This window comes from Micromonospora sp. NPDC049801 (genome assembly GCF_040656575.1).
Taxonomy (GTDB): domain Bacteria; phylum Actinomycetota; class Actinomycetes; order Mycobacteriales; family Micromonosporaceae; genus Micromonospora.
In genome coordinates this window covers 320,662-341,829 of sequence record NZ_JBFAMS010000001.1, presented here as the reverse complement: position 1 = coordinate 341,829, position 21,168 = coordinate 320,662, and the positions used below count along the sequence as shown (strand labels likewise).

Sequence of the window (21,168 nt, the reverse complement as noted above, 5' to 3'; positions counted from 1 at the left end):
TGTTCGACCCACCGAGTCCGTGGAAAGGGAACCGTGAACCAGACCCACCAGGAAGCGATGGCCGACGTCCGCGACATGTACATGGTGCACATCATGTTCCGTCGCGAGCTCGGCCTGCTCCCACAACTCGTCCGCGGCGTACGGCCCGGCGACGCGAAGCGCGCGGACGTCGTCGGCGCCCACGCCGCGCTCCTGTGCCAGCAGTTGCACCTGCACCACGAGGGTGAGGACCTCTTCCTGTGGCCGCTGCTCGCCGAGCGCGGTGGCGCGGAGGCGGCCGCCGTCGTCCCCGCGATGCAGGCCCAGCACCACGGCATCGAGCAGGCCTACGAGGCGGTCGTCGCGCTGCTCCCCGCATGGCGTCGGACCGGACACGACGGCGCGGCCGTGGCCGACGCCCTGGAGCAGCTCCGGACCGTCGCCGCCGAGCACATGGCCCTCGAGGAGGCCGAGATCCTGCCGCTGGCGCAGCGGTACGTCACCGCGGCCGAATGGGCGAAGCTCGGTGAGCACGGGCTCAACGACACCCCGAAGAAGGACCTGCCGCTGATCTTCGGGATGGCGATGTACGAGGGCGACGCCGCGGTGATCAAGGCGGTGCTCGCGCACGCCCCGCTGCCGGCGCGGCTGCTCATGCCGATCGTCGGACCCCGGCTCTACCGCACGTACGCCAAGCGCGTCCACGGCACGGCCACGCCCCCACGCATCGGCGCGACCGCAAGCTGAACACTTCGCTCGCGGCGAATCGACCGCGCCGACGAGGGGGCGGCGGGGTCGACGCACGCCAATCGGGGTCGGCGATTGGGGGCGCCGGCGACGGACGGGCGCCGGCGACGGACGTCGCCGGGCCGGGGTGGCACCGCGGCGAAGACGCCGCTCCGGGAGGGGCGGCAGGCGAAGCCGAGCCGGGGTGGCACCGCGGCGAAGACGCCGCTCCGGGAGGGACGGCAGGCGAAGCCGAGCCGGGAGGGGCGGCAGGCGAAGACGCCGCCGAGCTGGGGTGGCGAGGCGCAGGGGCGACACCTGACCGCGCGGACGCGCGGTCAGGTGTCGGCGAGGAAGGCCAGCGCGCGGGGCCAGAGCGCCGTGGCGGCGTCCGGGGCGTACTCGGTCAGGGCCGGGTCGGTGAACAGGTGACCCACGCCGGGGTAGCGGAACACCGTCAGGTCGGCGCCGGCGGCGGTCATCGCCCGTTGCCACTCGTCGATTTCGTCCGGCGCGTCGTACGGGTCCGGGTCGGCGACGTGCAACTGCACCGGCAACCCGGGCCGCACGACGTCCGGCGCACCGCCGGTGCCGTGCAGCAGGAGGAGGGCGGCGGCGTCGGGGCGTTCGGCGAGCAGCGCCCCGGCCACCCCCGCGCCCATCGAGAAGCCGGCGAGGACCGTCTGCGGCGGCAGGTCGCGCAGCGCGGCGCGGGCCCGGTCGAGCACCAGCTCGTGGCCGATCTTGTCGAGCAGCGCGAAGCCGTCCTCGACGGTGTCGGCGGCGGGCACGCCGTACAGGTCGGGGGTCGTGACCTGGTGCCCGGCGGCGCGCAACCGGTCGGCGGCGGCGCGGACGGCGGGCCGCAGCCCGTACACGGAGTGGAACAGCACGACGTGGCGCATCCGGTCATCCTGCCGCCGCCGGGCCGCCGACCGGCGGGGACACGCGGGGGTGGGCTCAGACCAGCGCCGCCAGCCGGGCGATCAGGGCCGACGGCGGTGGCATCGCGGCGATCTCCTGGCTGACCTGCACGGCGACGGTCCGCAGGGTCTCGTCGGTGAGGAGCCGGGTCAGCGTGCGCGCGGTGATGTCGGCCGGGCGGGACGCGAGACCCGCGCCCCGGCGAGCCACCAGCTCCGCGTTGTGCCGCCGGTCCCCCGGACCGACGGTCGCCAGTTGCGGCAGGCCGGCGGCGAGGGCGCCGAGCGCGCTGCCCGCGCCCCCGTGATGAACCAGCGCCGCGCTCGCCGGCAACGCCTCGTCGAGCGGGATCCAGTCGACGACCCGGACGTTGGCCGGCAACGGACCGGCCGCCGTACGCCGGTCGGGGCGGACCAGCACGATCTCGGCGTCCACGTCGGGCGCGGCCGCGACCACGGCGGGCATCGGGCCCCGGTCGCCGGGGCCGGTCAGCGTGCTGCGGGTGACCAGGATCCGGGGCCGTTCGGCGGGCTCCCGCAGCCAGTCCGGCAGCTCACCGCCGCCCACGTAGGAGGTGTGGCGCAGCGGCCAGCCGTCCTGGGTCGCGACGCTGGGTGGCGCCACGGCGAGGGCGGCGGCCGGGGCGGGCAGCTCGGACAGGCCGTGCCGGCGCAGCGCGGCGCCGAGCCGGACGACGGTGGCGGCGACCAGCTCCCGGCCGTCGAAGAGGCTGTTCTCCTGCCGTACGGCGGGCACGCCCAGCCGTGCGGCGGCGACCGCCCCGGCGACCGCGAACGGCTCGTGCAGCACCAGGTCCGGTCGCCACCGCGTAGCCAGCGTGACGACCGGGTCGGTGAGCTGGTCGTTGAGCGCGCCGAAGAGCAGCCCCGCGCCCCGGGTGTCGGCGGTGCCGGCCATCTCGGCACGGGCGATCAGCGGATGGCGGAGGAAGACCCGCCGGGCGATCCGGCCGAAGTCGAAGCCCGGCGCGATGTCGTGCACGGCCAGACCGGCGTCGGCGGCGGCCAGGGCGCCGCCGCCGGTGGCCAGCAGCACGTCGTGGCCGGCGTCGCGCAGCGCGACCGCCAGCGGCACCAGGGGGAAGGCGTGCCCGACCAGCGGAGCGGAGACCACCAGCACACGCATGGCGTCGATCCTAGGTCGACACCGGCCGACCCGTTGTCCCGCTGACCGGACGGGGTCAGCTGGCCCGTCGCTGGTCGACGATACGGCGCATCTTGCCCATCGACCGCTCCACCGCGTCCGGGGCGAGCACGTCCACAGTGACGCTCACCCCGATCGTGTTCTTCACCAGCTCCACCAGGGCGGCACCTGCCCGCTCGGCGGCGTCCACGGCCACGTCGGCGCGTCGCTCAACCCGTACGGTGAGGGTGTCCAGCCGGCCCTGCCGGTCCAGGACGCACTGAAAGTGCGGCGAGAGCTGGGGCGTCCGCAGGATCAGCTCCTCGATCTGGGTGGGGAAGACGTTCACCCCCCGCACGATCATCATGTCGTCCGTCCGGCCGGTGATCTTCTCGATCCGGCGCATGGGGCGCGCGGTGCCGGGCAACAGCCGGGTGAGGTCGCGGGTGCGGTAGCGCACGACCGGCATCGCCTGTTTGGTCAGCGAGGTGAGCACCAGTTCGCCCTGCTCGCCGTCGGGCAGCACCGCGCCGGTGACCGGGTCGATGATCTCCGGGTAGAAGTGGTCCTCCCAGAGGTGCAACCCGTCCTTGGTCTCGACGCACTCGGTGGCCACGCCGGGGCCCATCACCTCGGAGAGCCCGTAGATGTCCAGCGCGTGGATGTCCAGGCGCTGCTCCATCTCACGGCGCATGTCCTCGGTCCACGGCTCCGCGCCGAAGATGCCGACCCGCAGCGAGGTGCTGCGCGGGTCGACGCCCTGACGCCGCATCTCGTCGACGATGGCGAGCATGTAACTGGGCGTCACCATGATGATCTCGGGCTCGAAGTCGCGGATCAGCATGACCTGCCGTTCGGTCATGCCACCGGAGACCGGGATGACCGTGCACCCCAACTCCTCGGCGCCGTAGTGGGCGCCGAGGCCGCCGGTGAAGAGCCCGTAGCCGTACGCGACGTGCACCCGGTCGCCGGGTCGTCCGCCGGAGGCGCGGATGGACCGGGCCATCAGCCGGGCCCAGGTGCGCAGGTCGTCGCGGGTGTAGCCGACCACGGTGGGTCGGCCGGTGGTGCCGGAGGACGCGTGCAGTCGGGCCACCTGCTCCCGGGGTACGGCGAACATGCCGAACGGGTAGTTGTCGCGCAGCTCCGCCTTGCCGGTGAACGGGAAACGGGCCAGGTCGGCGAGGTCCCGGCAGTCGTCGGGGTGCGCTCCGACGGCGTCGAAGGCCCGGCGGTAGTGCGGCACGTTGTCGTACGCGTGCCGCAGCGACCAGCGCAGTCGCTCGCGTTGCAGGGCGCGCAGCTCGTCGACGTCGGCGCGCTCGATCGGCTCCAACTCCTGGAGCGCCGGGGTGCGGTCCTGCATCGCGTGCCTCCCTTGGTGCGGCGATCCCGGGTACCGTACGCCCGCCGTCGTCAGGCTGACCGGGCGGTCAGCGGACGGCCGGCAGCCGGTGCAGGGCGTCGACCAGTGGGGCCAGCTCGGGGGTGGCGTGCGCCTCGGCGAGCGCGTCGGTGAGTACCCGGTCGTGGGTGGGTCGGGCGCGGGCGAGCAGCTCGGACCCGGCCGGGGTCAGCTCGGTGTAGATGCCGCGCCGGTCGTCGGCGCAGAGGATGCGGGTCAGCAGTCCGCGCTGCTCCAGCCGGGTGACGAGGCGGGTGGTGGCGCTTCCGGAGAGCGCGGCGGCGCGGGCGAGTTGGCTCATCCGCATGTGCCAGCCGTCCTGCCGCGAGAGCGCGTCGAGCACCGTGTACTCGACGACGGACAGCTCGTGGCCGGCCTGCAGCGCCCGTTCCAGGGACGCCTCGATGAGCCCGTGCAGGGCGGCGAGGGTGCGCCAGCCCTGGGCGCGGATCTCGACCGCGTCATCGGCGATGCCCATCTCGGCCTCCTCGATGTGATCTGACCTGGAGCCCAGGCTACCACGCTTGCGCTTATATAGAGCGTGTGCAAGCATCTCGTTGTTAACGCGTGTAGTTGCACACGCTGCACATCCAACCCCTCCCCGATGGGATGACCATGTCCGCACGCCAACAGTCCCTGCCGCCCGGCCTGATCGCGCTGGCCATCGGCGCCTTCGGTATCGGCCTCACCGAATTCGTGATCATGGGATTGCTGCCCGAGGTGGCCGCCGACTTCGCGGTCACCGAGCCGGTCGCCGGCTGGCTGATCTCCGGCTACGCGCTCAGCGTGGCCGTCGGCGGAGTCGCCCTCACCGCGGCGGTCACCCGACTGCCCCGTAAGCCCGTGCTGCTCGGCCTGATGGTGCTCTTCATCGTCGGCAATCTCCTCTCCGCCGTCGCGGGGAACTATCCGGTGATGATGGCCGGTCGCGTCGTCGCCGCGCTCTGCCACGGCGCGTTCTTCGGCATCGGCGCCGTGGTGGCCGCCGGCCTGGTCGCGCCGGCCCGTCGCGCCGGCGCCATCGCCATGATGTTCGCCGGACTGACCATCGCGAACGTGCTCGGCGTACCCTTCGGCACCTTCCTCGGGCAGCACTTCGGCTGGCGCTCCACGTTCTGGGCGATCACCGCCATCGGCGTGGTCGCCCTGATCGGGTTGGCCGTGCTCATCCCGGCCCGCGACACCGCCGACACCGACCGCCCCGCCGGCGGCCTGCGCGGCGAGCTGGGAGCCTTCACCCACACCCAGGTCTGGCTGTCGCTGGTGATCACCGTCCTCGGCTTCGGCGGGATGTTCGGCGCGTTCACCTACATCGCCTACACCCTCACCGAGGTCAGCGGCTTCGCCAGCGGCACGGTGCCGTGGCTGCTCGTCCTCTTCGGGGTGGGCCTCTTCGCCGGCAACCTGCTCGGTGGCCGGGCGGCCGACCGGTCGCTGTCACGCACGCTGGTCACCGTCCTGGCGGCGCTCACCGTGGTCCTCGTCGGCTTCGCGCTGACCGCGACGAGCCCGACCCTGACCATCGTCGCGCTGGTGCTGATGGGTGGGTTCGGCTTCGCCACCGTCCCGCCGCTGCAGATGCGGATCATGCACTACGCCCGCCAGGCACCGACCCTGGCGTCCGGCGCGAACATCGCCGCGTTCAACCTCGGCAACGCGCTGGGCGCCTGGATCGGCGGGGTGACCATCGCCGCCGGGTTCGGCTACACCTCGCCGATCTGGGCCGGCGCCGCGCTCACCCTGGCCGGGCTGCTGGTCCTCGTCGGGGCGCTGCGGCTGGCTCGGCGGAGCGAGCCGGCACGGACGGCCGACACGGAGGTGGCGGAGACGGCGGCCTGACCGCCGGGACGACGACGCCGGGTCGGGCGGTTGCCTGACCCGGCGTCACCTCGATCATCGCCCTGCCATCTTCTCGCAGTTGCAAAAGATGTGCAACAAGGTCTGGACAACACTCCGGTGCTGTAACTAGCCTTTTTCTTATGAGTCCTTACATCACCGATCCCTGGGCATGGCAGGAGAGCTGGGACCGCCAGCAGGAGGCGTACCTGCCGGACCGGGAACACCGCTTCACCGCCATGCTCGACACCGTCGACGCGGTCGTCGACGGTCGACCGCCGCGCGTGCTCGACCTGGCGGGTGGCACCGGGACCATCTCGCTGCGCACGCTGGCCCGCTTCCCCGACGCCGAGGTGACCCTGGTCGACCTCGATCCGGCGCTGCTCGCCATCGCCCGCGCCTCGCTCGGCGGACGCGCCACGATCGTCACCGCCGACCTCGGCGCCCCCGACTGGCACGCCGCGCTCCCCCATCGCGACTACGACGCCGTCCTCACCGCCACCGCCCTGCACTGGCTGCCGGCCGACCGGCTCGGGCAGCTCTACGCCGAACTGCGCGACGTGCTGCGCCCGGGCGGCGTCCTCGTCAACGCCGACCACATGCCCGACGACGCGCTGCCGGCGCTGACCAAGCGACTCCTGGATCGGGCACGTGACCGGCGCGAAGCCCGCTACGCCGCCGGCTCGACGCTGTCCTGGTCGGACTGGTGGGCCCGCGCCGGCGCCGACCCAGCGCTCGCCCCGCTGGTCGCCCAGCGGCAGACGATCTATCCGAGTGGGCACAGCCCCGAGTGGACCCCGCCGGTCTCCTGGCACCTGACCGCCCTCACGGCGGCCGGCTTCGACCAGGTCGGCACCCTCTGGCGAGGCGGCGCGGACGCCGCCGTCGCGGCCGTACGCTGAGGCTGACACGCGCGGCCGCCGGCGTCCGTGAGCCGTACGCGGACACCGCCGGCGGCGGCAGTACGCTGAGAACCCGTGGCAGAGCCGCTGGACCCGCGCACCGACCCAGACGTCGACCTCCGGGTGCCCGCCGACCGGGGTGAGCTGACCGCGCACCCCGCGGCGATCGTCGCCGCCATCGCGGCGGGCGGCGTGCTCGGCGCGCTGGGCCGGGCCGGGCTGCAACACCTCGCTCCGCACGCGTCGACCGGCTTCCCGTGGGCGACGTTCGCCGTCAACACGTCCGGCTGTCTGCTGATCGGCGTGCTGATGGCGGTGCTCGGGCACCTCGGCGGCGGGCACCCCCTCGCGCGCCCGTTCCTCGGGGTCGGGATTCTCGGCGGCTTCACCACGTTCTCCACCTACGCGGTCGACATCCAGCAGGCGCTGGTCGCGGGCGCCGCGGGCACCGCGCTGGCCTACCTGGCCGCGACGCTGCTCGGGGCGCTCGTCGCGGTCGCGCTGGGTGACGCCGTCACCGCCCGACTGCTGAGCGGCGCGGCGGCCCGATGACCGTCCTGCTGATCGCCCTGGGCGCGGCCGTCGGCGCTCCCCTGCGCTACCTCACCGACCGGGCCGTGCAGTCCCGGCACACCTCGGCGTTCCCCTGGGGCACGTTGACCGTCAACGTGGTCGGCTCGCTGCTGCTCGGCGCTCTCGTCGGCGTACCGGCGGGTCCGGCGGTCAGCGCTCTCGTCGGCACCGGATTCTGTGGGGCGCTCACCACCTACTCGACGTTCAGCTACGAGACGCTGCGGCTGGCCAGGGGCGGTCGCCGGCTGTTCGCTCTGGCCAACGTGGCGGGCAGCGTCGCCGCCGGGCTCACCGCGGCCAGCGCCGGCTACGCCCTGGCCCACGCCCTGACGGCCTGACCCGCAAGGAAGGGCCCGTTACTAACGCTATGCGTTAGTAACGGGCCCTTCCTTGCAAACACCCAGCACACCCCCGGGCCAGGAGCGCGACGGCGAGTACCCCGAGGGTATATACGCGAGGTATACCCTCGGTGTAGTCTCCTGGGCATGAGCGTGCCACTGACCCTGCTCGGTCTCCTCGAACGAGAACCCAGCCACGGCTACGACCTGAAGCGCGACTACGACGCCTTCTTCGGCCGGGGCAAGCCACTGCCGTTCGGCCAGGTCTACTCGACCCTCAGCCGGCTCGCCCGGGACGGAAAGGTGGTGATCAGCGACGTCGCACCCGGCGCGGGGCCCGACCGCAAGCGCTACATCATCACCGACGTCGGTGCGACCGAGGTCGAGCAGTGGTTGACCCAGCCCGTCGACCCGGAGCCGCACCTACAGACGGTGCTCTTCGCCAAGGTCGTCCTCGCGCTGATGCTGGACCGGCCGGCCGCCGACTACCTCGACACCCAGCGCAGGGCGCACCTGCACCGGATGCGCGAGCTGACCGAGATCAAGCGCGCCGGCAACCTGGTCGACGCGCTCCTGGCCGACCACGGCCTCTACCACCTGGAGGCCGACCTCCGGTGGATCGAGATGACCGGCGCCCGACTGGACGCCCTGCGCAAGGAGGTGCGGCCATGAGCGTCGTCATCGAAGCCCGTAACGTGACGTTCGCCTTCGGACAGACGCCCGCCCTGCGGGGTGCAACCATCAGCGTCGACACCGGCGAGATCGTCGCGATCATGGGGCCCAGCGGCTCGGGCAAGTCCACCCTGCTGCACTGCCTGGCCGGCATCCTGGTGCCCGACTCCGGCGAGATCCTCTTCGACGGGGCACGCGTCGACGCCATGGACGAAAGCCGGCGCAGCGGTCTGCGCCGGGACCGGTTCGGCTTCGTGTTCCAGTTCGGCCAACTCGTCCCCGAGCTGACCGCCGTGGAGAACGTCGCGCTGCCGTTGCTGCTCGACGGCGTACACCGCAAGCAGGCGCTGCCGAAGGCGAGCGCCTGGTTCACGCGCCTCGGCCTGGACGGCCTGGAGCAGCGCCGCTCCGGCGAGCTCTCCGGCGGGCAGGCGCAACGCGTCGCCCTGGCCCGCGGCCTGGTCGCCGAGCCGCAGGTGCTCTTCGCCGACGAGCCGACCGGCGCGCTCGACTCGCTCACCGGCGAACAGGTGATGGACCTGCTGGTCAGCTCCGCCCGCGAGCAGGGCACCACAGTCATCCTGGTGACCCACGAGGCGCGGATCGCCGCGTACGCCGACCGCGAGGTCATGGTCCGCGACGGGCGCGTGAACGCGCCGGAACGGATCGCCTCATGATCCGCTTCGGCCTCCGCCTCGCCGTGGCCGGTGGCCGGGAGGCACTCACCCGCCTGCTCGTCATCGCCGCCGCCGTCGCGATCGGCAGCGGGCTGCTGCTGACCACCCTCGCCGGAGTCAACGCCGTCAACGCCCAGCTCACCCGGTACGCCTCGATGTATCCCAACGCCTCGGCCGGCGACGTCGACCCGCTGTGGTGGTCGACCCGTCAGGACTACTTCCGTGGCAAGCAGATCATCCGCATCGACGTCGCCGCGACCGGCTCGACGTCGCCCACCCCGGTCGGCATCCCGACCGTCCCCGGCTCCGGGGAGTTCTACGCCTCGCCCGCGTTCCGCGATCTGCTGGCCGCCCACCCGGCCGCCGAACTGGGCGACCGCTACCCGGGGCGTAACCTCGGCACGGTGGGTCCGGCCGCGCTGACCTCGCCGGACACCCTGCTCATCATCGTGGGCGGCACCCCCGACCAGGTCGCCGCTCTGCCCGCCGCCAAGCAGGTCACCAGCGTCGGCGACACCCCCGCCCTCCCCGAGACCACGGTGGACCTCATCCTGGGCGTGATCGCCGGCGGGTTGCTGTTCCCGGTGCTGATCTTCATCGGCACCGCCACCCGGCTCAGCGCCGCCCGCCGGGAGCAGCGCTTCGCCGCGATGCGCCTGGTCGGCGCGACGCCCCGGCAGATCTCGACGGTCGCCGCCGTGGAGGCGACCGCCGCCGCCCTCGCCGGCACCGCCGTCGGCTTCGGTCTGTTCTACGCCTTCCGCGACCCGCTCGCGGGCATCCCGTTCACCGGCATGCCGTTCTTCCCCAGCGACATGTCCCTGGGCGTGCTGAACATCCTGCTGGTGGCGCTCGGCGTCCCGGCCGGCGCGGCGCTGGCGGCCCAGATCTCGCTGCGCCGGGTCCGGATCTCGCCGCTGGGCGTCACCCGACGGGTCACTCCCCGCGCCCCACGCGCGTACCGGCTGATCCCGATGGTGCTCGGCGTCGCCGTGCTGCTCTTCGCCCTCGGCTTCAAGCCCGCGACGTCCGACGGCCAGACCGCGGTGTTCCTGCCCGGCCTGCTGCTCATCATGGCCGGCCTGGTCCTCGCCGGTCCCTGGCTGACGATGGTCGGCGCGCGGGTGATGGCCCGGTACGCCAACCGTCCCGCCACGCTCATCGCCGCGCGACGTCTCGCCGACAACCCGAAGGCCGGGTTCCGGGCGATCAGCGGCATCATGCTCGCGCTGTTCGTGACGAGCGTGGCCGTCGGCGTGATCACCACGATCGTCGCCAACCGTGGTCCGGCGCCGGTGGGCTCGACCGACGCGGGCACGGTGAACACCGTCTTCGACGAGAAGGCGCAGTCGGTGCCCGACACGCTCTTCGCCGACCTGCACGCGATCAGCGGTGTGCGGTCGGCGACCGCCATCCGGGAGAACCCGGCGCCCACCGGCTCCGGCGAGGTCGGGGTGATCGCGTGCGCCGACCTCCCGAGCGCGTACGGCCGGTGCGCCGAAGGCGCGAGCGTCATCGAGGTGCCGATGGGCCTCAGCCGCTGGCGGGAGTCGGCATCGCCCGCGACGGTCTGGCCCGCCGCCTCGCTCACCCTCGACGACCTCCAACGGCTACCGGTGTTGTCGGTGGTCGTCGGCACGGACGGGTCCGCCACCGCCATCGAGGGCGTCCGCACCGTGCTGGAGGTCGCCTTCCCGACCTTCTGGGTGGGGCCGAACGTGCCCGGCGACTTCGAGTCGGACTTCGCCGACACGCTGCGCGGCTGGGAACAACTGGCCAACGTGATCATCGTGGCCAGCCTCGCGCTCGGCGGGTGCAGCCTCGCGGTCAGTGTGATCGGCGGTCTCACCGAACGCCGTCGACCGTTCAGCCTGCTACGCCTCAGCGGCGCCCCGGTACGGGTCCTGCGCCGGGTGGTGGCGCTGGAGAGCGCCGTACCGATGCTCGCCGTCGCCGCCGTCGCCATCGGGATGGGACTGCTCGCCGGGCACCTGTTCCTGCGGGCGCAGATGCACTACACGCTCGTCGCGCCGCCGCCGCGCTTCGCTCTGATCGTCGTCGTCGGCCTGGCTGCCTGCCTGGGCGTCATCGCCTCGACCATGCCGCTGTTGGAACGCGTCACCGGCCCGGAGACGGCCCGCAGCGAGTGAGCGTCAGGACCCGGTGGCCACCGCGATCGCCCCGTGCCCGTGGTGGTGATGGTGGTGGCCAACCGGGTCGTCGGGGTGGTCGTGCGGTTGCTGCGGGCGGCCCACCTTGTCGGCGAAGCCGGGCATCAGGACCCGGTAGGCGCAGGTGTCGCAGTTCATCCGGATGTCCCCGCCCAGCGCCTCGTCGTAACGTTCGCGCACCAGGTCGGCGAGGGCGTCGCAGTCGCCGATCACGTCGGCGACGCGGACGTCCAGGTTGGGGTGGGCGGCGGCGAACTCGGCCGACTGGGCGACGATCCGGTCGGGCAGCACCCCGGCGAACAGGAAGTACGGTGCGACGACGATCCGCCGCGCGCCGAGCCGGCGCAGCCGTTCCAGCACCGCCGGCACGGACGGTTCGGCGAGGGAGATGAACCCGGGCTCGACGCCCGCGTACCCGCGCCCCTCCCAGAGCAGCCGGGCGACCTTGGCGACCTCGGCGTTGGCGTCCGGGTCGGTGGAGCCGCGCCCGATGAGCGCCACCCAGGTACCGGCCCGGTCGGCGTCCGCCGACGTGGTGCCAGCCCGGTCGGCGTCCGCCGACGTGGTGCCAGCCCGGTCGGCGTCCGCCGACGCGGTACCGGCCCGGTCGGCGTCCGCCGACGCGGTGCCAGCCCGGTCGGCGTCCGCCGACGTGGTGCCCGCCAAGGCGGCGTCGATGCGCTCCTCGATGGCCGTGTGCAGCAACGGGTGGGGGCCGAGCGGACGCCCGTAGCGGTACGTCAACCCGGGGTGCCGCTGCTGTTCACGGGCCATCGCGGCGGGGATATCGCCCTTGCCGTGCCCGGCGCCGGTGAGCACCAGCGGCAGCGCGACCAGGTTCCGGTGACCGCGCCCGACGAGCGCGCCGACCGCGTCGGTGAGCGGCGGACGGGACAGCTCGATGAAACCGCCCTCCACGTCGCCGATCTCACCCCGACGGCGGACCCGCTCGACGAGCGCGGCGAACTGGTCGACCCCGGCCGCGCTGCGCGTGCCGTGCCCGACGATGACCAACCCGGTCATGACCTCTCCTCGCTGTAGAGCAGGGCGTTGAGGGCGGCGGCGGCGACCGCCGAGCCGCCCTTCTCGCCCACGTTGGACACCCCGGGCAGGCCGCTGGCCCGCAGCGCCGCCTTCGATTCGGCCGCGCCCACGAAGCCGACCGGCAGGCCGACGACCAGCGCCGGGGCGGCGTCCAGGGTGAGTAGTTCGACGAGCGCGGTCGGCGCGCAGCCGACCACCCAGACCGCGCCGGGGCCGACCCGGTCCAAGGCGATCCGCACGGCCGCCGCCGAGCGGGTGATGCCGGCCGCGCGGCCCAGCTCGGCGGCGGCCGGCTCGGCGACCGGGCAGACCAGTTCCAGTCCGGCCCGGGTGATGCCGGCGGCGACCATCGCCACGTCCGTCACCACGGGTACGCCCGCGCGCAGCGCGGCCAGCCCCGCCGCCAGGGCCGCCTCGTCGCAGACCAGCTCGTCGACGTACGCGAGGTCGGCGCTGGCGTGCACCACCCGCTCGATGACCGCCCGGGTCAACGGTGGCAGGTGCGACAGGTCGACGCGCTCGCGCAGGATGCGGTACGACTCGACCTCGATGGGATGCACCATCCGGCTCATCGGACTCCTTCCCAGGGCTCGGTCACGCGGATCGCGTCGACCGGGCAGATCTCCAGGCACTCCAGGCAGCCGGTGCACCGGTCGGCGCGTACCGTGAGGCCGCCGGCGACCGGCCTGATCGCGTGCGTGGGGCAGGTCAGCAGGCACGCGCCGCAGCCCTGGCAGGCGTCGATGGTCACGAGCGCCACCGGTACCCCCGGGGTGTGACCATCCGCCCGGCGACCAGCCGGGTGTCGCTGTTGCCCACCACCACCACGCTGTACATGTCGACGACGGCCGGATCGAGCGTGGCCACCGTCGCCAGGTGCACCCGCTCGCCGGGCCGGCTGGCGTTGCGCACCACCCCGACCGGGGTGTCCGGCGGCCGGTGCGCGGCGAGGATGCCGAGCGCCTTGCCGAGCTGCCAGTCGCGGGCGCGGCTGCGCGGGTTGTAGAACACCGTCACGAAGTCACCCTCGGCGGCGGCGCTCACCCGCCGCTCGATGACCTCCCACGGAGTGTGCAGATCGGACAGACTGACGTAGGCGTGGTCGTGCCCGAGTGGCGCGCCGAGCAGCGCCCCGGCGGCGAGGGCGGCGGTCACCCCGGGCACGCCCACCACGTCGATCCGCTCGTCGGCGTACTCCAGGGCGGGGCTCGCCATCGCGTACACCCCGGCGTCGCCGGACCCGATGAGCGCGACCGCGCGGCCGGCGGCGGCCTCGGCCACGGCGGCCCTGGCCCGCGCCTCCTCCGCGCCGAGCGAGCTGGCGAGCACCCGGGTGCCCGGCCGCAGCACGTCGCGGACCTGGTCGACGTACTGGTCCAGGCCCACCACCACGGCCGCGCGGCGCAGCTCCGCCACCGCCCGGGGAGCGCGCAGGTCGGCCGCGCCCGGCCCGAGACCGACGACGGCGAGCCGGCCGCGCGGCGCGTGCCGCGCCACCGCCACGGTCGCCATCGCCGACGCGGTCTTGCCCACCAGCAGCGTCGCGTCGTCGGCCCGGCCGTCCGGGCCGAGCAGGGCCGCGGCCTCCGCGACGCTCGGCGTGCCGACCGCCGCCCGGACCACCTCGCTGGGGTGCGGCACGTCGACCGCGGCGAGGCGCGTCGCGGGCCAGGTCACCAGGGGTACGCCGAGCGCGTCGGCGGTGCTGCGGATGCCCGCCTCGTCAGCCTTGATGTCGGCGCTGGCCAGGCAGCTCAGGCTCGCCGGGTCGACGCCGGCCTCGGCCAGCACCCGGTGCAGCAGTTCGGCCACCTCGGCGGCCGGTACGCCCCGACTCGCCCCGACACCGGCGACCAGCGACGGCGGTCGCAGCACGGCGGTCCGCGCGTCGATCGGCACCACCCGATCGGTGACCAGCAGTCGGTAGTGACCGCCGGTCGCCTTCTCGTCGGCCGCGCTGCCGGTGACGCCCTCGTCGAACGCGCCTTCGACGAACGCGCCTTCGACGGCCGCGCCTTCAACGGCCACGCCTTCGACGGACGTGGCCCCGGGGTGGCCGGCATGGCCGGCGCCGGCCTCGGGCTGGACGACGCGCACGTTCGGTGGCAGGGCGGGTAGCGGCCAGGCGGCGTCGGCGACCAGCTCGACCGGCTCACCGTCCAGGATGGCCCGGGACACCGCGGCGACCGCGCCCCGCACGGGCCAGCCGAGGGTGTCCAGCCCGGGCAGCCCGACCGCGTCGGTGGCGGTGGTGACCACCGGTCGGGCGTCCAGCAGCGCGCCGACCCGCTCGGCGAGGTCGTTGCCGCCGCCGGCGTGACCGCCCAGCAGCGCCACCGCGTGCCGGGCCGCCTCGTCGACGACCACCACGGCCGGGTCGTTGCGCTTGTCGCCGAGCAGCGGCGCGAGGACGCGTACCACCGCGCCGGTGGCCAGGAACGCGACCACCGCGTCACATTCCGCCCAGGCGGCGCGTAGCGCGTCGGCGACGCCGTCGCCCTGGACCAGCCGGGCGTGCGGCCAGGCGGCGGCCAGGATGTCGGCGTGCCGCCGACCGGCGGCGGTGGCCGCCACCAGGCCGATCCGCGCCGGAGTGTTGTCGTTCACGGGCGCTCCCCGGTGAGGACGACCACCGGGTTGGTGGCCGCGAGACGGATCGACCCGCCGGGCAGGTCGGCGAGGCGGGCGGCGGCGAGCTGGCTGCCCTCGACCCGGTAGCCGGCGGCGCGCAGCAGCGCCACCGCCGGCGCGACGCGGTCCAGTGCGGCCAGGGTGAGCACGATCCGCTCGGGGCGGCGGGCCACCACGGCGGCGAGGACGTCGACGCCGCCGCCACCCACGAAGACCGCGTCCGGTTCGGGCAGACCATCAAGCGCCGTCGGGGCACGCCCGACGACGATCCGGACGTCGACGGCGTGCGTGGCGGCGTTCTCCCGGATCGTCGCGGCGGACGCCGGGTCCTGCTCGACGGCGAGCACGGCCGCGCCGAGCAGGGCGCACTCGATGCCGACCGAGCCGCTGCCCGCGCCGACGTCCCAGACGAGGCGACCCAGCCGGGGGCGCAGCCGCGCGACGACCAGGGCACGCACCTCCGACTTGGTGATCATCGAGTCGCGGTGGGCGTACCGGCTCTCCGGTAGCGCCCAGCCGCCGACCGGCGCGGCGGCCGGCTGGTTGTCGACGCGCATCCCACCGACCGCGACGGGTTCGGGAGCTGGCGCGGGCACGGGCACGGCGGGCACGGACACGGCGGGCACGGGCACGGCGGGCACGGGCACGGCGGGCACGGACACGGCGGGCACGGGCACGGCGGGCACGGGCACGGCGGGCACGGGCACGGCGGGCACGGGCACGGCGGGCTCGGACACGGCGACGCTGAGCAGGACGTGTGGGTCGGGCCAGGTGCCGGCGGCGGCCTGCGCGGGGCTCATCTCCCGCACCCGTTCGGCGTCGGTGCCGAGGTTCTCGGCGACCAGCAGGCGTCGGGACCAGCCGACGAGGCCGGCGCCCAGTTCGGCGGCCCCGGCCCCCGGCGCGGTGAGGACCGCGACCAGCGGCAGCGCCCGGCAGGCGTTCAGCGCCGGTCGGAGGTCGCGGCCGTGCGCGGTCACCACGGCCGCGCCGTCCCAGGACAGTCCGGCGCGGGCGAACGCGGCGGCCACACTGGACACCGCCGGCACCACCCGCAGCGGCAGCCCGGCCGCGCACAGCCGCCGGACGATCCCGAACAGGCCGGGATCGCCGCTGGCCAGCACGACGGCCGGCACCCGGGCGTCGACGGCGTCGGCCAGCCGGCGCAGGGCCGGGGCGAGCGGTCCGAGGACGACGGTCTGTGCGCTCCCCGGTACGGGCACCGCGGCCAGGTGCCGGGCCGCCCCGACCACCAGTCCCGCGCCGGCCAGCGCGGAGGCGAGGGCGGGATGCGGCGGCGCCCCGGCGGCGTCGAGCCCGACCACTGTCACCAGCGCGTCCGGGGATGCCACCGTCGCCGTCGCTTCGCTTGAGGTCACTCCGCCCTCCAGCGCGTCCGGGGCGCTCATCGCGGCCACCGGCCGGACGAGGCGACGACCCGCGCGCCGGCGAAGTCGACCATCGCCACGTCCACGGTGACCGTCGGCCCGGCGAAGCGTCGTAGCACCGCCTGGACCCGTTGGCAGAGCAGGTCCCCGGCCGCACCGAGCAGGCCGGCGGCCTCCCACAGCTCGTACGCGTGCCGCCCGGTGTTGGCCTCGGTCACGGCGGCGACGAGCGCCGGATCGCCACCGGCGTCGGCGGTCACCGCGCCGAGCAGGGACAGGTCCACCGTGGAGCGGGTGTAGTGGGTCATGAGGATGCCGGCGGCGAGCTTGGCGAGCTTGCCGGCCATGCCGACGAAGACCACGCCGGTCATCGCGTCCTCGACGGCGGCGGTGACCGCCGCGCCGGTGAAGTCGCCCACCTCGACGAAGCACACCTCGGGCAGGTCGGGCAGCAGCGCGCGGGCGGCCCGCTCGGTACGCCCACCGGTGCACAGCACCACGGTCCGCTCGCCCTGGGCGGCCATGACGTGCACGGCCTGCACCACGCTGGCCCGCCAGGAGGCGGTGGAGAAGGGCCGGACGATCCCGGTGGTGCCGAGGATCGAGATGCCGCCGAGGATGCCGAGCCGCCGGTTGGTGGTCTTGCGGGCCATGATCTCGCCCCGGGGCACGCTGATCACCACGCGCACGCCGACCTCGGTGAGGTCGACGACCTCGGCGACCGCCTCGCCGATCATCCGGCGGGGCGTGTCGTTGATGGCCGGGCCGCCGACGGCGAGCCCGAGGCCGGGTTTGGTGACGGTGCCGACGCCGGAGCCGCCGGCCAGGCGTAGCCCGGGAGTGTCGGTGAAGTCCACGGTGGCGGTCAGCTCGGCGCCGTGGGTGACGTCCGGGTCGTCGCCGGCGTCCTTCACGACCACCGCCTCGGCGCGTACCGGTGGGGCGCCGGTGACCTCGCAGCGTTCGACCGGGAAGCGCACCCGTCGCCCGGCGGGCAGGCCGATCTCCACCTCCGGCTGGATCTCGCCGGTGACCAGGGCGGTCACCGCCGCCTTGGCCGCCGCCGTCGCGCACGCGCCGGTGGTCCAGCCGGTCCGCAGCGCGGTGGGCCGGACCTTCGCCGTACGCGGCAGGTCCGGCTCGCGCAGCGGCGGCTCGGCGTACGTCATGGGGTTTCTGTTTCTCCGGCGCGGGCGCGGCGCAGCTCGGCGCGGGCGGCCGGTTCGGCACGACGGAAGGTGTGGAAGTGCCCCGGGTGGTAGAGGTGGGAGCGGGTGCCCGTCGCGGCGAGGGCCGGACCGACCAGGAACAAGGTGTGTTTCCACAGCTTGTGCTGCTTGACGGTGGCCTCCAGGGTGCCGACCGTGCAGCGCACGACCAGCTCGTCGGGCCAGGTGGCCTGGTACGCCACGACGGCCGGAGTGTCCGCCGGGTAGCCGCCGGCCAGCAGTTCGGCCTGCACCTGCCCGGAGCGGGCGGCGGAGAGGAACAGCGCCATCGTGGTGCCGTGTCGGGCGAAGTCGCGGACCCGCTCGCCCGGCGGCATGGGGGTCTTGCCGCCTTCGAGGCGGGTGAGGATCACCGACTGGGCGACCTCGGGCACGGTCAGTTCCCGCCCGACGATCGCGGCCACGGCGGTGAACGACGACACCCCGGGGATGATCTCGACGGCCAGGTCGAGCGCCCGGCACAGGTCCAGTTGCTCCTGCACCGCGCCCCACAACGCCGGGTCGCCGGAGTGGATGCGCGCCACGGTCAGCCCCTGCGCGGCGGCCCGCTCGTAGAGCGGCAGCACCCCCTCGATGGGCAGTTGCGACGAGTCGACGACCTCCGCGTCGGGGCGGGCGTGGTCGAGCACGTCGGCGTGCACCAGGCTGGCCGCCCAGATCACGACGTCCGCCGTGGCGATCACGCGGGCGGCCCGCAGGGTCAGCAGGTCCGCCGCGCCCGGGCCGGCGCCGACGAACCACACCTTGCCGTCGCTGGTCACAGTTTTCCTCCTCGGTACGCGCGCCGGGCGGGGACCAGCAGCGTGGACAGGTACGGCAGATCGGGCACGGCGTCGTCGACCGGGCCGATCCGTTCGCCGGGCAGGCCCAGTGCGCGCCCGAGCACGGCGTCGGAAAGGCGGCCCTGCCGGCGTAACTCGGCCAGCAGCTCGGGGTGCCGTCGCCAGCCCTTGTAGACGACCACGGTGCCCGGCCCGGCGAGGGCGTCGGCGAACGGCGCGAGGCCGGCGGTGGCCGGCAGCAGCGTGAGCGGTTCGCGTCCCTCCACGAGCGGGGTGCCGCTGCGCGCGGCCAGCTCCTGCATGGCGGTGACGCCGGGCACCGTCGCCACCCGCACGGCGGGGCGCAGGGCCCGCACGCTCTGCGCCAGGTAGCCGAAGGTGGAGTAGACGTTAGGGTCGCCGATGGTGGCGAAGGCCAGCGATCGCGCGCCCGCGTCGATCGCCTCGACGACCGTCCCGGCGGCCTCGTCCCAGGCCGCCGTGCGGCGGGCGGTCACCCCACCTCGATCGTCGAGGGCGAACGGCAGCCGGCGCAGCCGGTCCGCCGCGACGTAGGCCCGGACGGTCGCCTCGGCCCGTCCGGCGTCCGCGCCCGGCGGCGTCGGACCGGTCGTCGCGCTGGTCTCGGCCCGGTCCGCCATCACGGGTACGAAGACCACGTCGGCCTCGCGCAGGACCCGCACCGCCTTGACGGTGAGCAGTTCCGGGTCGCCCGGTCCGACGCCGACGCCGGTCAGCGTGGCGGTCATCGGGCCGCCTCGACCAGCCGGCGGGCCGCCGCGGGGTGCCCGGCCCAGTGGGTGTGCAGGTAGGAGGCGTGCACCCGACCGTCGACGAAGCCGTGCTCGGTGTCGTTCCAACGCCACGCCGGCGCCTTGCCGTGTCCGGGGTCGGTGGTGGTGCGATGGAACTCGTGGCCGCGTACCGGCTCGCCCGTCCGGGCCACCGGTGAGTCGGTGACGGCGACGGCCTCGCGGTAGCCGAGGGTGAGCCGGCCGGTCATCCGGGCGGTCAGGTCCAGCCGCCCGCACATGGGTACGCCGTCCAGGGACCGCCCGAGGTAGAGCAGCCCGGCGCACTCGGCCACGATCGGCCCGTCGAAGTCGGCCAGCTCGGCGCGGAGCGTGCCGTTGCCCGCGAGGGCCTCGGCGTACGCCTCGGGGAAGCCGCCGCCGATGACCACCGCCCGGGTGCCGCTGGGCAGCGCCGGGTCGCGCAGCGGGTCGACGGTGACGATGTCCGCGCCGGCAGCCGTGAGGAGTTCGGCGGTCTCGGCGTACGAGAAGGTGAAGGCCGGACCACCGGCGAGCGCGACCCGTGGCCGCCCGACGCCGGCCGGCCCGCCGACGGCCTGGACCGGGTCCCAGGCCGGGGCGGTCAGCGGCCCGGCGCTGCGGGCCAGGTCGAGGACGGCGTCGAGGTCGACGGTGGCCTCGACCAGTTCGGCGAGCGCGGTGACGATGGCGAGCGATTCGGGGGCCCGTTCGGCGACCGGCACCAGCCCGAGGTGCCGGGCCGGCGCGGCGACCTCGGCGGCGCGGGTGACGGCCCCGAGCACCGGTACGCCCACCTCGGCGAGGGCGTCGCGCAGCAGCGTCTCGTGGCGGGGCGAGCCGACCCGGTTGAGGATCACGCCGCCGACCCGCACGGCGGGGTCGAACGCGGCCATGCCGAGGGTCAGCGCCGCGGCGGAGCGGCCCTGCGCGGTGGTGTCCAGCACCAGCAGCACGGGCGCGTCGACGAGCCGGGCGACGTGTGCCGTGGAGGCGAAGTCGCGCCGGCCCACCGCGCCGTCGTGCAGGCCCATGACGCCCTCCACCACGGCGATGTCGGCGGGCGTGGGGACGCTCGCGCCGTGCCGCAGCAGGCCGGCGATCCGCTCGGCCCCGACCAGGAACGGGTCGAGGTTGCGACCGGGCCGGCCGGCGGCGAGGGCGTGGTAGCCGGGGTCGATGTAGTCCGGGCCGACCTTGTGCGGGCTGACCGTGAGGCCGCGTCGACGCAGCGCGGCGAGCAGCCCGGTGGCGACCGTCGTCTTGCCGTGGCCGCTGGCCGGCGCGGCGACCACCACCCGGGGCAGCGACAACGGTTCGGCGGGGGCGATCACCACTCGATGCCCTTCTGGCCCTTCTGACCGGCGTCCATCGGGTGCTTGACCTTGGTCAGCTCGGCGACCAGGTCGGCGGCGGCGACCAGGCGCGGGTCGGCGTCGCGACCGGTGATGACGACGTGTTGGAAGCCGGGCCGGTCGGCGAGGGTGGCGACCACCTCGTCGACGTCCACCCAGCCCCACTTCATCGGGTAGGTGAACTCGTCCAGCACGTACAGCCCGTAACGCTCGGCGGCCAGGTCCCGCTGGATCTGCCGCCACCCCTCCAGGGCGTCGGCGGCGTGGTCGGCCTCGCCGCCGCGCTGGATCCAGGACCAGCCCTCACCCATCTTGTGCCAGGCGACCGGCGCGCCCTGGCCGGTACGCTCGTGCACCTCGCCGAGCGCCCGGAAGGCGTTCTCCTCCCCGACCCGCCACTTGGCGCTCTTGACGAACTGGAAGACTCCGATCGGCAGGCCGGCCGTCCAGGCCCGCAGCGCCAGCCCGAAGGCGGCCGTCGACTTCCCCTTCATCTGTCCGGTGTGGACAACGAGCAGCGGCCGATTCCGCCGCTGCCGCGTCGTCAACCCGTCCGCGGGCACGTGACTCGGCTGTCCCTGCGGCATCAGAGTTCCCCCCTCATCGTCAAGCCCCGCGCG

The 21,168-nt window shown here is 74.6% G+C and carries 20 protein-coding genes and 4 pseudogenes; 8 read left to right on the top strand and 16 right to left on the bottom strand.

The annotated features are described in order from the left end of the window. The first annotated feature begins 33 nt into the window (after window positions 1–33). Window positions 34–726: a hemerythrin domain-containing protein gene (locus AB0I89_RS01585; RefSeq protein ID WP_357118392.1), complete on the top strand. Its 693-nt coding sequence runs from the start codon at window positions 34–36 to the stop codon at window positions 724–726. Window positions 727–1,043: 317 nt separating this feature from the next. Here AB0I89_RS01585 and AB0I89_RS01580 read toward each other — a convergent pair whose 3' ends face one another. From AB0I89_RS01580 to AB0I89_RS01565, 4 genes are all read right to left on the bottom strand, one after another. Next, window positions 1,044–1,610, bottom strand: a complete 567-nt coding sequence (locus AB0I89_RS01580; protein WP_357118389.1) for a dienelactone hydrolase family protein — start codon at window positions 1,608–1,610, stop codon at window positions 1,044–1,046. A gap of 55 nt (window positions 1,611–1,665) precedes the next feature. Then, window positions 1,666–2,775 (bottom strand): nucleotide disphospho-sugar-binding domain-containing protein, encoded by a 1,110-nt coding sequence (locus AB0I89_RS01575; RefSeq protein ID WP_357118386.1) that lies wholly within the window; start codon window positions 2,773–2,775, stop codon window positions 1,666–1,668. Window positions 2,776–2,830: 55 nt separating this feature from the next. Beyond that, window positions 2,831–4,138 carry a phenylacetate--CoA ligase PaaK gene (gene paaK / locus AB0I89_RS01570; protein WP_357118383.1) on the bottom strand — a complete coding sequence of 436 codons (1,308 nt, stop codon included), beginning with the start codon at window positions 4,136–4,138 and terminating at the stop codon, window positions 2,831–2,833. 67 nt (window positions 4,139–4,205) lie between these two features. Further along, complete coding sequence (locus AB0I89_RS01565; protein WP_357118380.1) at window positions 4,206–4,655, bottom strand: MarR family transcriptional regulator; 450 nt, start codon at window positions 4,653–4,655, stop codon at window positions 4,206–4,208. Between the two features lie 137 nt (window positions 4,656–4,792). On the opposite strand from AB0I89_RS01565, the gene AB0I89_RS01560 reads away from it, so the two are divergent. The 7 genes from AB0I89_RS01560 (at window position 4,793) to AB0I89_RS01530 (ending at window position 11,325) form a co-directional block, all read left to right on the top strand. Further along, window positions 4,793–6,016, top strand: a complete 1,224-nt coding sequence (locus AB0I89_RS01560; RefSeq protein WP_357118376.1) for an MFS transporter — start codon at window positions 4,793–4,795, stop codon at window positions 6,014–6,016. A gap of 140 nt (window positions 6,017–6,156) precedes the next feature. After that, window positions 6,157–6,915: a class I SAM-dependent methyltransferase gene (locus tag AB0I89_RS01555; protein ID WP_357118373.1), complete on the top strand. Its 759-nt coding sequence runs from the start codon at window positions 6,157–6,159 to the stop codon at window positions 6,913–6,915. Between the two features lie 75 nt (window positions 6,916–6,990). Further along, window positions 6,991–7,467 (top strand): CrcB family protein, encoded by a 477-nt coding sequence (locus AB0I89_RS01550; RefSeq protein ID WP_357118370.1) that lies wholly within the window; start codon window positions 6,991–6,993, stop codon window positions 7,465–7,467. Continuing rightward, complete coding sequence (crcB, locus tag AB0I89_RS01545; protein WP_357118367.1) at window positions 7,464–7,826, top strand: fluoride efflux transporter CrcB; 363 nt, start codon at window positions 7,464–7,466, stop codon at window positions 7,824–7,826. The genes AB0I89_RS01550 and crcB overlap by 4 nt, the downstream gene beginning before the upstream one ends. A gap of 147 nt (window positions 7,827–7,973) precedes the next feature. Then, complete coding sequence (locus tag AB0I89_RS01540; RefSeq protein ID WP_357118364.1) at window positions 7,974–8,498, top strand: PadR family transcriptional regulator; 525 nt, start codon at window positions 7,974–7,976, stop codon at window positions 8,496–8,498. Further along, the gene (locus tag AB0I89_RS01535) at window positions 8,495–9,175 is read left to right on the top strand and encodes an ABC transporter ATP-binding protein (protein WP_357118361.1); all 681 of its coding nucleotides are present in this window, start codon (window positions 8,495–8,497) and stop codon (window positions 9,173–9,175) included. The genes AB0I89_RS01540 and AB0I89_RS01535 overlap by 4 nt, the downstream gene beginning before the upstream one ends. Further along, a complete protein-coding gene (locus AB0I89_RS01530; RefSeq protein ID WP_357118358.1) occupies window positions 9,172–11,325 on the top strand; it encodes an FtsX-like permease family protein in 2,154 nt (717 codons plus the stop codon). Before AB0I89_RS01535 ends, AB0I89_RS01530 begins: the two co-directional genes overlap by 4 nt. A 33-nt stretch (window positions 11,326–11,358) precedes the next feature. Here the strand turns inward: AB0I89_RS01530 and AB0I89_RS01525 are convergent. The 12 genes and pseudogenes from AB0I89_RS01525 to cobO form a co-directional block, all read right to left on the bottom strand. Beyond that, window positions 11,359–11,868: pseudogene (locus AB0I89_RS01525) on the bottom strand (CbiX/SirB N-terminal domain-containing protein); the annotation flags it as partial. Between the two features lie 102 nt (window positions 11,869–11,970). Continuing rightward, window positions 11,971–12,369: pseudogene (locus AB0I89_RS01520) on the bottom strand (CbiX/SirB N-terminal domain-containing protein); the annotation flags it as partial. Then, window positions 12,366–12,962 carry a precorrin-8X methylmutase gene (locus tag AB0I89_RS01515; protein ID WP_357118355.1) on the bottom strand — a complete coding sequence of 199 codons (597 nt, stop codon included), beginning with the start codon at window positions 12,960–12,962 and terminating at the stop codon, window positions 12,366–12,368. The pseudogene AB0I89_RS01520 and the gene AB0I89_RS01515, both read right to left, overlap by 4 nt. Before the next feature lie 26 nt (window positions 12,963–12,988). Beyond that, window positions 12,989–13,150 (bottom strand): annotated as a pseudogene (locus tag AB0I89_RS01510) (4Fe-4S binding protein); the annotation flags it as partial. After that, window positions 13,138–14,997, bottom strand: coding sequence for a precorrin-3B C(17)-methyltransferase (gene cobJ / locus AB0I89_RS01505; protein WP_357118352.1), 1,860 nt, complete (start codon window positions 14,995–14,997; stop codon window positions 13,138–13,140). The gene cobJ and the pseudogene AB0I89_RS01510, both read right to left, overlap by 13 nt. Next, the gene (gene cbiT / locus AB0I89_RS01500) at window positions 14,994–15,497 is read right to left on the bottom strand and encodes a precorrin-6Y C5,15-methyltransferase (decarboxylating) subunit CbiT (RefSeq protein WP_357119423.1); all 504 of its coding nucleotides are present in this window, start codon (window positions 15,495–15,497) and stop codon (window positions 14,994–14,996) included. Before cbiT ends, cobJ begins: the two co-directional genes overlap by 4 nt. Before the next feature lie 261 nt (window positions 15,498–15,758). Then, window positions 15,759–16,430: pseudogene (gene cbiE, locus AB0I89_RS01495) on the bottom strand (precorrin-6y C5,15-methyltransferase (decarboxylating) subunit CbiE); the annotation flags it as partial. Then, on the bottom strand, window positions 16,427–17,578 hold the full coding sequence (locus tag AB0I89_RS01490; RefSeq protein ID WP_357118349.1) for a cobalt-precorrin-5B (C(1))-methyltransferase: 1,152 nt from the start codon (window positions 17,576–17,578) through the stop codon (window positions 16,427–16,429). The pseudogene cbiE and the gene AB0I89_RS01490, both read right to left, overlap by 4 nt. Then, complete coding sequence (gene cobM / locus AB0I89_RS01485; RefSeq protein WP_357118346.1) at window positions 17,575–18,399, bottom strand: precorrin-4 C(11)-methyltransferase; 825 nt, start codon at window positions 18,397–18,399, stop codon at window positions 17,575–17,577. Before cobM ends, AB0I89_RS01490 begins: the two co-directional genes overlap by 4 nt. After that, window positions 18,396–19,169 (bottom strand): precorrin-2 C(20)-methyltransferase, encoded by a 774-nt coding sequence (gene cobI / locus AB0I89_RS01480; RefSeq protein ID WP_357118343.1) that lies wholly within the window; start codon window positions 19,167–19,169, stop codon window positions 18,396–18,398. Before cobI ends, cobM begins: the two co-directional genes overlap by 4 nt. Next, window positions 19,166–20,524, bottom strand: a complete 1,359-nt coding sequence (locus tag AB0I89_RS01475; protein WP_357119420.1) for a cobyrinate a,c-diamide synthase — start codon at window positions 20,522–20,524, stop codon at window positions 19,166–19,168. The genes cobI and AB0I89_RS01475 overlap by 4 nt, the downstream gene beginning before the upstream one ends. Beyond that, entirely contained in the window at window positions 20,524–21,135 is a 612-nt protein-coding gene (cobO, locus tag AB0I89_RS01470) for a cob(I)yrinic acid a,c-diamide adenosyltransferase (protein ID WP_357118340.1), read from the bottom strand. The genes AB0I89_RS01475 and cobO overlap by 1 nt, the downstream gene beginning before the upstream one ends. Window positions 21,136–21,168 lie beyond the last annotated feature (33 nt).

What these genes read in the sequence shown, in the direction of transcription:
- crcB (WP_357118367.1), top strand. Translation starts at nt 7,464, where the DNA reads ATGACCGTCCTGCTGATCGCCCTGGGCGCGGCCGTCGGCGCTCCCCTG.
- AB0I89_RS01540 (WP_357118364.1), top strand. Translation starts at nt 7,974, where the DNA reads ATGAGCGTGCCACTGACCCTGCTCGGTCTCCTCGAACGAGAACCCAGC.
- AB0I89_RS01580 (WP_357118389.1), bottom strand. Translation starts at nt 1,610, where the DNA reads ATGCGCCACGTCGTGCTGTTCCACTCCGTGTACGGGCTGCGGCCCGCC.
- AB0I89_RS01565 (WP_357118380.1), bottom strand. Translation starts at nt 4,655, where the DNA reads ATGGGCATCGCCGATGACGCGGTCGAGATCCGCGCCCAGGGCTGGCGC.
- cobI (WP_357118343.1), bottom strand. Translation starts at nt 19,169, where the DNA reads ATGACCGCCACGCTGACCGGCGTCGGCGTCGGACCGGGCGACCCGGAA.
- AB0I89_RS01530 (WP_357118358.1), top strand. Translation starts at nt 9,172, where the DNA reads ATGATCCGCTTCGGCCTCCGCCTCGCCGTGGCCGGTGGCCGGGAGGCA.
- AB0I89_RS01515 (WP_357118355.1), bottom strand. Translation starts at nt 12,962, where the DNA reads ATGAGCCGGATGGTGCATCCCATCGAGGTCGAGTCGTACCGCATCCTG.
- AB0I89_RS01555 (WP_357118373.1), top strand. Translation starts at nt 6,157, where the DNA reads ATGAGTCCTTACATCACCGATCCCTGGGCATGGCAGGAGAGCTGGGAC.
- cbiT (WP_357119423.1), bottom strand. Translation starts at nt 15,497, where the DNA reads ATGATCACCAAGTCGGAGGTGCGTGCCCTGGTCGTCGCGCGGCTGCGC.
- AB0I89_RS01575 (WP_357118386.1), bottom strand. Translation starts at nt 2,775, where the DNA reads ATGCGTGTGCTGGTGGTCTCCGCTCCGCTGGTCGGGCACGCCTTCCCC.
- AB0I89_RS01490 (WP_357118349.1), bottom strand. Translation starts at nt 17,578, where the DNA reads ATGACGTACGCCGAGCCGCCGCTGCGCGAGCCGGACCTGCCGCGTACG.
- paaK (WP_357118383.1), bottom strand. Translation starts at nt 4,138, where the DNA reads ATGCAGGACCGCACCCCGGCGCTCCAGGAGTTGGAGCCGATCGAGCGC.
- AB0I89_RS01560 (WP_357118376.1), top strand. Translation starts at nt 4,793, where the DNA reads ATGTCCGCACGCCAACAGTCCCTGCCGCCCGGCCTGATCGCGCTGGCC.
- AB0I89_RS01535 (WP_357118361.1), top strand. Translation starts at nt 8,495, where the DNA reads ATGAGCGTCGTCATCGAAGCCCGTAACGTGACGTTCGCCTTCGGACAG.
- cobO (WP_357118340.1), bottom strand. Translation starts at nt 21,135, where the DNA reads ATGCCGCAGGGACAGCCGAGTCACGTGCCCGCGGACGGGTTGACGACG.